General features: G+C 70.3%; 9 protein-coding genes and 1 pseudogene. 3 read left to right on the forward strand and 7 right to left on the reverse strand.

What is annotated here, in order from left to right; genetic code table 11:
• Positions 1–2: 2 nt before the first annotated feature.
• From ACTIMO_RS11390 to ACTIMO_RS11420, 7 genes are all read right to left on the reverse strand, one after another.
• Complete coding sequence (locus ACTIMO_RS11390; protein WP_448182479.1) at positions 3–1,253, reverse strand: glycine C-acetyltransferase; 1,251 nt, start codon at positions 1,251–1,253, stop codon at positions 3–5.
• A 15-nt stretch (positions 1,254–1,268) separates the two neighbouring features.
• Positions 1,269–2,312, reverse strand: coding sequence for an L-threonine 3-dehydrogenase (tdh, locus tag ACTIMO_RS11395; RefSeq protein ID WP_422391582.1), 1,044 nt, complete (start codon positions 2,310–2,312; stop codon positions 1,269–1,271).
• A 189-nt stretch (positions 2,313–2,501) separates the two neighbouring features.
• Positions 2,502–3,386 carry an aminoglycoside phosphotransferase family protein gene (locus ACTIMO_RS11400; protein WP_448182480.1) on the reverse strand — a complete coding sequence of 295 codons (885 nt, stop codon included), beginning with the start codon at positions 3,384–3,386 and terminating at the stop codon, positions 2,502–2,504.
• A 36-nt stretch (positions 3,387–3,422) separates the two neighbouring features.
• Positions 3,423–4,937, reverse strand: a complete 1,515-nt coding sequence (gene gatB / locus ACTIMO_RS11405) for an Asp-tRNA(Asn)/Glu-tRNA(Gln) amidotransferase subunit GatB (protein WP_422391580.1) — start codon at positions 4,935–4,937, stop codon at positions 3,423–3,425.
• Positions 4,937–6,451, reverse strand: a complete 1,515-nt coding sequence (gene gatA / locus ACTIMO_RS11410) for an Asp-tRNA(Asn)/Glu-tRNA(Gln) amidotransferase subunit GatA (protein ID WP_422391579.1) — start codon at positions 6,449–6,451, stop codon at positions 4,937–4,939. The genes gatB and gatA overlap by 1 nt, the downstream gene beginning before the upstream one ends.
• 3 nt (positions 6,452–6,454) lie before the next feature.
• Positions 6,455–6,751: an Asp-tRNA(Asn)/Glu-tRNA(Gln) amidotransferase subunit GatC gene (gene gatC, locus ACTIMO_RS11415; RefSeq protein ID WP_448182481.1), complete on the reverse strand. Its 297-nt coding sequence runs from the start codon at positions 6,749–6,751 to the stop codon at positions 6,455–6,457.
• Positions 6,744–7,388 (reverse strand): GNAT family N-acetyltransferase, encoded by a 645-nt coding sequence (locus tag ACTIMO_RS11420; protein ID WP_448182482.1) that lies wholly within the window; start codon positions 7,386–7,388, stop codon positions 6,744–6,746. The genes gatC and ACTIMO_RS11420 overlap by 8 nt, the downstream gene beginning before the upstream one ends.
• Before the next feature lie 99 nt (positions 7,389–7,487).
• Between ACTIMO_RS11420 and ACTIMO_RS11425 the strand changes: the two genes are divergently transcribed.
• From ACTIMO_RS11425 to ACTIMO_RS11435, 3 genes and pseudogenes are all read left to right on the forward strand, one after another.
• On the forward strand, positions 7,488–7,874 hold the full coding sequence (locus ACTIMO_RS11425) for a PadR family transcriptional regulator (protein WP_055772765.1): 387 nt from the start codon (positions 7,488–7,490) through the stop codon (positions 7,872–7,874).
• Positions 7,871–8,587 (forward strand): hypothetical protein, encoded by a 717-nt coding sequence (locus tag ACTIMO_RS11430; RefSeq protein ID WP_448182483.1) that lies wholly within the window; start codon positions 7,871–7,873, stop codon positions 8,585–8,587. The genes ACTIMO_RS11425 and ACTIMO_RS11430 overlap by 4 nt, the downstream gene beginning before the upstream one ends.
• A 527-nt stretch (positions 8,588–9,114) precedes the next feature.
• Positions 9,115–9,451, forward strand: a pseudogene (locus tag ACTIMO_RS11435) (fasciclin domain-containing protein); the annotation flags it as partial.

Genomic DNA, 9,451 nt, shown 5'->3' on the forward strand with positions numbered 1-9,451 from the left:
GACTAGGCGCCGCCGACGTGTGCGCCCGGAGCACCGGCGGCCTCGGCCCCCGCGCCGTCCCCCGCGACGTCGTCGCGCGCCGCGACGAAGGCCTGCACGCAGGCCTCGATGTCCTCGTCGGTGTGGGCGGCGGAAAGCTGCACGCGGATGCGCGCTGCACCCTTGGGCACCACGGGGTAGCTGAAGGCCGTCACGAAGACGCCGTGCGCGAGCATCGCGTCGGCGGTGCGCGCCGCGAGGACGGCGTCACCGAACATCACCGGGATGATGGCGTGTTCGCCCTCGAGCAGGTCGAACCCCTCCTCCGTCATCCGACGCCGGAACAGCGCCGCGTTGGCGGTGAGTGTTCCGCGGAGCTCCCCGCTGTTCTGAACGAGGTCGAGCGCCGTGAGGGTCGCGGCGACGATCGACGGCGCGAGGGAGTTCGAGAAGAGGTACGGGCGGGCGCGCTGCCGCAGCAGGGCGACGATCTCGGCCCTGGCCGCCACGTACCCGCCGGATGCGCCACCGAGCGCCTTGCCGAAGGTCCCGGTGAAGATGTCGACACGGCTCGCCACGCCCGCGTGCTCCGGTGTCCCCGCCCCGGTGGAGCCCATGAAGCCGACCGCGTGCGAGTCGTCCACCATGACCATCGCGTCGTAGCGCTCGGCGAGGTCGCAGATCGCCTCGAGCGGCGCGAGGTAGCCGTCCATGGAGAAGACGCCGTCCGTCACGACGAGACGGCGCCGCGCCCCGGCGGCCTCCTGGAGCTTCGCCTCGAGGTCGGCCATGTCGCGGTTGGCGTAGCGGAAGCGCTGCGCCTTCGAGAGCCGGATGCCGTCGATGATGGACGCGTGGTTCAGGGAGTCCGAGATGACGGCGTCCTCAGCGCCGAGCAGCGATTCGAAGACGCCGCCGTTCGCGTCGAAGCACGAGGAGAAGAGGATGGTGTCCTCGGTGCCGAGGAACTGCGAGACCCGGTGCTCGAGCTCGAGGTGGAGGTCCTGGGTGCCGCAGATGAAACGGACCGAGGCCATGCCGAATCCGCGTTCGTCGAGCGCGTTCTTCGCCGACGCGATGATGTCGGGATGGTCGGCGAGGCCGAGGTAGTTGTTCGCGCAGAAGTTGAGGACGTCCGCGTCCCCGGCGTCGAGCGCCCCGGCCGTGATGTGGCTCGATTGCGGTGACGAGATGCGGCGCTCGTGCTTGAAGAGGCCGGCGGTGCGGATGTCGTCGAGTTCGCCGGCGAACTGGTCGCGGACTGCTGAGTACATGGTGTTCCCGTTTCCCTAGAAGGTGGTCCAGTCGAGGACCACTTTGCCGCTCGCGCCGTCGCGCGCTGTCGTGAAGCCCTGCTTCCATTCGCCGGCGGGCAGGCAGTCGGTGACGACCGACGAGACGGCGTCGCGCAGCGTCCGGTTGGACTGCAGCATGGCGCTCATCGCGTACCAGGTCTCGAACATCTCGCGGCCGTAGATGCCCTTGAGGGTGAGCATGTGCGTGACCACCTTGCCCCAGTCGATCGAGATGGGGCCCGAGGGCAGGCCGAGCATCGCGATGCGCCCGCCGTGGTTCATGTTGTCGATCATCTCCGGCAGGGCCGTGGCGTGGCCGGACATCTCCATCCCGACGTCGAAGCCCTCCTTCATGCCGAGCTCGCGCTGCGCGTCGGCGACCCGCATGCGGCTCACATCGATGGCGATGTCCGCACCGACGCCGCGGGCGAGCTCCAGTCGCGGCGCCGAGACGTCCGTGATCGCGATCTTCCGCGCTCCGGCGTGGCGGGCGACGGCGACCGCCATGAGGCCGATCGGCCCGGCGCCGGTGATCAGGACGTCCTCGCCGACGAGGGGGAAGCTGAGCGCGGTGTGGACGGCGTTGCCGAACGGATCGAAGACCGCACCGAGATCGGGCGTGATGGTCGCGTCGTGGACCCAGACGTTGGTCTCGGGGACGACGACGAACTCGGCGAATGCGCCGTCGCGCTGCACCCCGACGCTCGAGGTGCGGATGCACATCTGGCGGCGGCCGGCGCGGCAGTTGCGGCAGGTCCCGCAGACGATGTGGCCCTCACCGGAGACACGGTCACCGATGCGGACGTCCCGGATGCCGTCGCCGAGCGCCACGACCTCTCCGTAGAACTCGTGTCCGGGGATGAGCGGCGCCGAGATCATGCCCTGCGCCCAGGAGTCCCAGCTCTCGATATGGAGGTCGGTGCCACAGATGCCGGTGGTCATCACGCGGATCTTGACCTCGCCGAACCCTGCATCGGGTTCGGGCCGGTCGACCAGTTCGAAACCGGGGTGTGCCCCGGACTTGTACAGCGCCTTCACTGGACAGTTCCTTCCATGCCGCCGCGGTTCCGGCGGAGTGGGCCGGGCTTCCGAGCGGGACGAGTGCCGGGCGGGATATGCCCGCAGCAACACTATCAGCGCTCTGCAGAGGCAGACCTCGGCGGATTGCCGAGCCCGCCGTGGAACCCCGCGGGTCCGGCGCCGAGCCGGGCCGGCACCGGCACCGGGTCAGTCGGCGCAGGCCTCCGCCAGGGCCTCCCGGCCGAGCGTGTACAGATCCGGCGCATCGTCGGACGACGCCGCCACCGCACTGCCGATGCTCACGGCCCAGCCGCGCGCCCGGTCCCACGTGGCCTCGTCCGTCGGACGCAGCCGCTCCACCTCCGAACGGAACGCGGAGCGACCGGCTGCGTCGAAGAACAGCCATCCCGCCGCGAGGTCGGTGGCCGGGTCCCCCGAGCAGAGATCCCCGAAGTCGACGACGCCGGCCAGCCCGCCCTCGGGCGTGAGGACCGCGTTCGCGGGATGCAGGTCGCCGTGCAGCCAGAGCGGCACGCCTGCCCACGCGGGAGCAGCCACCGCCCGATCCCATGCAGCGGACAGGTCCGGATTACCGGCGAGAGATGCCAGCCGCTCCCGCACGACCTCGTTGCGCGCCGTGAGCGGACCGCCCCGCCCCACGGGACTCACCGGGGCGTCCGCCGGGGCAGGACGCTGGATGGCGACGAGGAACCGCGCGAGTGGAGCGGCCGCCGGTCCCCGGCGCGCCCGGGGGACCGTGAGTCCGCTCCCGCCCGCGATCCAGCGGCTCACCGACCAGTGCCACGGATACCCCTCGCCCGGCCCGCCCAGCCGCACGGGCGACGACGTCTGCACGTCGAGGCCTGCAGTCAGTCCCGGGAGCCACCGCTGTTCCTCGACCATGAGGGGGTCGGCGACCGCGCGGCGCGGGAGCCGCACCAGGAGGTCCTCGCCGAGCCGGAAGATCGCGTTGTCCCAGCCGTTGCCCGCGAAGCGCAGCGGCAGGTCCGCGAGGTCGGGGTGCTGCTGCTCGAGGAGCGAGACGACGAGGGAGGGCACGACGTCGATCTCTGCCACCGGCATGAGCGCCATCGTGCCCTCCCTCGTCCGAGTCCTTCGGGTGCGGGGCTAGCCTTCGACGCCGAGGCGCTGGAGGATGAGCTCCCGTACGCGGCCGGCGTCGGCCTGGCCGCGCGTCGCCTTCATGACACCGCCCACGATCGCCCCGACGGCCTGGACCTTCCCGCCGCGGATCTTGTCCGCGACGTCGGGCTGCGCCGCGAGGGCTCCGTCGATCGCCTCGAGCAGCGGTCCGTCGTCGGACACGACCGCGAGGCCGCGCTTCTCGACGACCTCCGAGGGTGTCCCCTCGCCCGCGAGGACCCCGTCGAGGACGTCGCGGGAGAGCTTGTCGTTGATCTTGCCCGACTCGATGAGCGCGTTCAGTTCGACGATCAGCCCGGGCGTCACCCCCAGCTCGGCGGGCTCGACATCGGCGAGCTTCGCACGGCGGGAGATCTCGCCCATCCACCACTTGCGGGCGACGGCGGCGCTGACGCCGGCGGCGACGGTGTCCTCGATCGATGACATGACGCCGGCGTTGACGACGTCCCGGAACTCGGCGTCGGAGTAGCCCCAATCGGCCTGCAGGCGCTTGCGGCGCTCGGCGGGCGGCTCGGGCAGTTCGGCGCGGAGCTTCTCGATCCACGCCTCGTTCGTGACGACCGGCACCAGGTCCGGCTCGGGGAAGTAGCGGTAGTCGTCGGCGTCGGACTTGGGACGGCCCGACGTCGTCGAGCGTGTGTCCTCGTGCCAGTGCCGCGTCTCCTGCAGGATCGCCGTCCCGGTGTCGAGGACGGCGGCGTGCCGCTGGATCTCGTAGCGGACGGCGTGCTCGACGGCGCGCAGCGAGTTGACGTTCTTCGTCTCGGTGCGGGTGCCGAACCTCTCCCGGCCGTGCGGGCGCAGGGAGACGTTCGCGTCGCAGCGCACGTTGCCGCGCTCCATGCGCGCATCGGAGACACCGAGGTTCTTGACGATCTCGCGGATCGCGGCGACATAGGCCTTCGCCAGCTCCGGGGCCCGCGATCCTGCGCCCTCGATCGGCTTGGTGACGATCTCGATCAGCGGGACGCCGGCACGGTTGTAGTCCACGAGGGAGAACTCGGCGCCCTGGATGCGGCCCGTGGAGCCACCCATGTGGGTGAGCTTGCCGGCGTCCTCCTCCATGTGCGCGCGCTCGATCTCGACCCGGAACATCGTGCCGTCGGCCAGCTCGATGTCGAGGAAGCCGTCGTGGGCGATGGGATCCTCGAACTGGGAGGTCTGGAAGTTCTTCGGGGTGTCCGGATAGAAGTAGTTCTTCCGCGCGAAGTAGCACTTCTCGGCGATGCTGCAGTTCAGCGCGAGGCCGATCTTGATCGCGGATTCCACCGCGACACCGTTGACCACGGGCAGCACCCCGGGCAGGCCGAGATCCACCGGCGTGACGTTGGTGTTGGGGATGTCACCGAAGGCGTTGGGCGCGGAGGAGAACATCTTGGTCCGCGTGTTGAGCTCCACGTGGACCTCGAACCCGAGCACGGGATCGTACTTCTCCATGGCCTCCTCGAAGGAGAGGACCTCGTCGGTTCCAGCAGTCATTACTTTCCACCTGCACTCTCTGTGATGGCCGGAGCCTTGGCCAGCAGCGGGCCACCCCACGTCTCCTCGAGCAGCGCTTCGAGGACCGCACCCACGCGGTAGAGGCGCGCGTCCTGGCGCGCCGGGGCGAGGAGCTGGATTCCGACGGGGAGCCCGTCCTCGTCGGCGAGACCGCCGGGCAGGGACAGCCCGGGGACGCCGGCCATGTTCGCCGGGATGGTGGCGACGTCGTTCAGGTACATGGCCAGCGGATCGTCGAGCTTCTCCCCCAGCTTGAAGGCCGTGGTCGGCGCCGTCGGCGAGATGAGCACGTCGGCCTGCTCGAAGGCGGCGGCGAAGTCCCGCTGGATGAGCGTGCGGACCTTCTGCGCCGAGCCGTAGTAGGCGTCGTAGTATCCGGCGCTCAGCGCGTAGGTACCGAGGATGATCCGGCGCTTGACCTCGTCGCCGAAGCCCGCGGCGCGGGTGGCGCCCATGACGCGCTCGATGGTGGGGGCGCCGTCGGGCACCACCCGCAGGCCGAACCGCACGCCGTCGTACTTGGCGAGGTTGCTGGAGGCCTCCGACGGCATGATGAGGTAGTAGGCCTCGAGTGCGTAGCGGAAGTTGGGGCAGGACACCTCGACGATCTCGGCGCCCGCCGAACGCAGCAGGTCGAGCGACTCGTGGAACCGGGTGAGGACGCCGGCCTGGTAGCCCTCGCCCTGCAGCTCCTCGATGACGCCGATGCGCATGCCCTCGACCTGGCCCATCCGAGCGGCCTCGACGAGCGCGCCGACGGGGTCGGTGAGCGACGTCGAATCGTGCGGGTCGTGCCCGCCGATGACTTCGTGCAGCAGCGCACTGTCGAGGACGGTGCGGGACACGGGACCGATCTGGTCCAGGGAGGACGCCATGGCGATGGCACCGTAGCGGGAGACGCCGCCGTAGGTCGGCTTCACGCCGACCGTGCCGGTGACGGCGCCGGGCTGGCGGATCGAGCCGCCGGTGTCGGTGCCGAGGGCCAGCGGCGCCTCGAAGGCGGCGACCGCGGCAGCGGAACCACCGCCGGATCCGCCGGGGATGCGGTCCAGGTCCCACGGGTTGCGGGTGGGGCCGAACGCGGAGTGCTCGGTCGAGGACCCCATGGCGAACTCGTCGAGGTTCGTCTTGCCGAGGATCGGCATCCTCGCCGCACGGAGCTTCTTCACCACGGTCGCGTCGTAGGGGCTCTGCCAGCCCTCGAGGATCCTCGAACCGGCCGTGGTCGGCTGGCCCTTCGTCACGATCAGGTCCTTGACCGCGATAGGGACGCCGGCCAGCGGGTGCAGGGCATCGCCGTCGGCGCGGGCCTTGTCGACCTCCGCGGCGACGAGCAGTGCCTCGTCCGTGTTCACGTGCAGGAAGGCGTGGATGGCACCGTCGACGGCGCCGATACGGTCCAGGTGGGCCTGCGTCACCTCGACGGCGGAGACCTCCTTCGCCGCGAGCTTCCGGGCCAGGACATCGGCGGAGAGATGGATCAGATCGGTCATGGGTTACTCCCCGTCCAGGATCGCGGGGACCTTGAAGCGTCCGTCGGCGTTGTCGGGCGCGCCGAGCAGCGCTTCCTCGTTGCTGAGGGTCTCCCCCACGACGTCCTCGCGGAACACGTTGCTCAGCGGGATCGGGTGGCTGGTCGCCTGGACGTCGTCGCCCGCCACCTCGCTCACGGTCTTGATGGAATCGACGATCACGGCGAGCTCTCCGGCCATGCGGTCGAGCTCCTCGTCGGTCATGTCGATGTGGGCGAGACGCGCGAGGTGCGCGACGTCGTCCCGGTTGATCTCAGCCATGAATCTCCCCTGGAAGTCGGAGGTGGGTTTCTCCGTCCAGTCTAGTGCGGTCGCGTGGCGCGTCCGGCATGGCGGCGCGCGGCTCGACGACGGGATGCGGAGGCTGGAGCGGCAGCCGGAAGACCCACAGCAGGATGTCCTCGTTGGGGACCTCCCAGTCCCGCTCCGGCACCCGGACGAAACCCATCGACGCGTAGAGGCGGTGGGCGCGCACCATCTCGGAGCCGCTGGTCAGGCTGACGGCCTCGATGCCGGTCAGGGTGCGCGCATGCTCGACGATGCGCTCCACCATCGCGCGGCCGACCCCGCCCCGCTGCACCGAGGGATCGACGGCGAGCATGCGGAACTCCAGTTCGCCCTCGACGGCGATGTCCGTGTACCGCTGGCCCGCGAAGGTCAGTGCGACCGACCCGACCACGGTGCCGTGCCGCTCGGCGACCCAGACCTCGGCGTGCTGTGCGCGGTGCTCGATATCGGACAGGACCGCCATGTAGGGGTGGGCGTCGTCGGCGAAGTACCCGGCTTCGAGGTAGGCGTCGCGCGTGATGCGGCGGACGGCGTCGTAGTCCTCGGTGCGGACGGGCCGGATGGTGAGGCGGGGGTCGGACACTGCGTGGCCGGACGGAGCGGAAGTCACCGGTTCATCTTGTCACGGGGACCGGCGCCGGCAACGAGGCCGGGCAGGATGCCGGGGCGGGGGCTTTACAGGCTAACTACTTAGAGAGACAATCTAGTTATGAGCACCTCCACCCCCGATGTGCGCGCCACGGATGGCGTGGACTGGCCCAGCGACTGGCTCCGGGCGACCCTCGGATTCCTCGCCCTGCGAGCGTTGTCGGGCGGACCCTCCTACGGGTACGCGATCATCAGCGAACTCGAGCGGCACGGTTTCGGTGCCATCAAGGGCGGGACCTTGTATCCGCTGCTCACCCGCTACGAGGCCGCCGGGCTCCTGACCACCGAGTGGCGCGCCGGCGACGGCGGTCCCGGCCGCAAGTACTTTGCCCTCACCGAGCAGGGCAGGGCAGAGCTCACCCGGCTCAGCGCCGACTGGAGGCGTTTCGTCGCGTCCAGCGTGCACTACCTCGATCCCGAACGACCCGAGAAGGAGATCTCCCCATGATGCAGCAGACCAGCGACAAGAAGTGGTTCGACGAGCTCGTCGTGGAGCTCCGGCTACGGCAGGTCCATGGGAGCGCCATCGGCGACACCGTGGCGAGCGCCCGGGAGCTTCTCCGCGACACCGGCCAACCGGCGGAGGAAGCCTTCGGACCCGCCCGCGACTACGCCGCTGCCCTCGAGCTCCCCGCCGCACCCGGACACGACTGGGTCCGACAGGCACTCTGGCCGTCCCTGCTGGGGCTCCTGGCCTTCCTGCTCTTCAACCAGGCGGTCACGGCGTGGACCCAGCAGGAGCTACTCCTGGTGTCCCCCGCCCAGTTGGCGCTTCTCGCGACACCGGTGGTGCTCGTGGCCCTCCTGCCGCTCTATCTCGACGCCGTCGTCCGACGGCTCTGGGTAGGCATCGCGATCGCTGCGATCTGCGCCGTCGCAGGTGTCCTCTCGGCCGTCGTCGCACCGACGCAGCCCTCCGACGCGTGGCTGGCCATCGATCCTTCTCCCTGGCTCATCGGGACCGCCCTCGTCATGGTGGTGCTGTCGGTACGCAATACCGTCCGGTCCTCCCGCGCTGCGGACGACGACGAGATCATCGACCCGCTGTCGGGCACCACGGCCGGCACCGGGGCAGGGGCGAGGATCCTGGTCCACGTCACCAACTGGCTGTTTCCCGTCCTCGCCCTCGCCATGCTGGGCCTCGCGCTGGCGCTCCGCTGAATCGGGCAGCGCGGCCGGCCGGAGCCCGACCGGGAGGGACGGTCTCCTGTCGATGATCCCGGCATCGGGTGACACCGGACCGCACCGTGGACCCAGACCGGGTGCGGGGCTGTCCGGTACGGAGGGCGGCGCAGTGCTCCGGGTCGGGGTTCAGGGAGATCCCGATGACGCGGTCGAGCTGTGCGCGTGCCTTCTCGAGGTCGGCGATGCCCTCGGTGATGCGGTCCCGCTCCTGCTTCGCCAGCGCGGGTGCGTCCTCGACGAGTGCAGCGCGATATTCAGGGCACCACCGGCCCACCACTCTGCCGCCCTCCCCGCGCACATCACACCGGCGGCCTGACAGCAGGTCCTGGCCGGCGACCCTGAGCAGGTTCGTCGGCAGTACCTGTGGCGCTCCTCACATGGTCCCGGCACCCATCTGCCCGCGACGTGCCACCGAAGGACCAGTAAGACATCGGCGCGGGAAGTCCAGCGTCGGGAACGTCGGACGCAGTGGGCGGTGGACCGCTCACCTACGAAGGAGAAGCATGGAACTCACGAAGCGCAGGAACCTCTCGATCCTCGGGATCGCAGCAGTCTCGATGCTCGGCCTCGCGGCCTGCGGCGGCACCGACGAGACCGAGACGACCTCGGGCAGCATGGCGAGTGAGAGCAGCACGGCGGGCCCCGAGAGCGAGTCGCCGTCGGCAGAGGCCAGCATGGCCCCCTCCGCCTCGGCCGACGCCATGATGGACCCCGCCGCGAACCTCGTCGGCCCCGGCTGCGCCGGCTACGCCGAGCAGGTCCCCTCCGGCGACGGCTCCGTCGAAGGCATGTCCCTGCTCCCCGTCGCCAACGCCGCAGGCGCCAACCCCATCCTCACCC

Source organism: Arthrobacter sp. CP30, assembly GCF_053470025.1.

Bases quoted from the DNA above. Each gene is read 5' to 3' on its own strand.
- ACTIMO_RS11390 (WP_448182479.1), bottom strand. From the start codon at position 1,253: ATGTACTCAGCAGTCCGCGACCAGTTCGCCGGCGAACTCGACGACATC.
- ACTIMO_RS11400 (WP_448182480.1), bottom strand. From the start codon at position 3,386: ATGGCGCTCATGCCGGTGGCAGAGATCGACGTCGTGCCCTCCCTCGTC.
- gatB (WP_422391580.1), bottom strand. From the start codon at position 4,937: ATGACTGCTGGAACCGACGAGGTCCTCTCCTTCGAGGAGGCCATGGAG.
- gatA (WP_422391579.1), bottom strand. From the start codon at position 6,451: ATGACCGATCTGATCCATCTCTCCGCCGATGTCCTGGCCCGGAAGCTC.
- gatC (WP_448182481.1), bottom strand. From the start codon at position 6,751: ATGGCTGAGATCAACCGGGACGACGTCGCGCACCTCGCGCGTCTCGCC.
- ACTIMO_RS11425 (WP_055772765.1), top strand. From the start codon at position 7,488: ATGAGCACCTCCACCCCCGATGTGCGCGCCACGGATGGCGTGGACTGG.
- ACTIMO_RS11430 (WP_448182483.1), top strand. From the start codon at position 7,871: ATGATGCAGCAGACCAGCGACAAGAAGTGGTTCGACGAGCTCGTCGTG.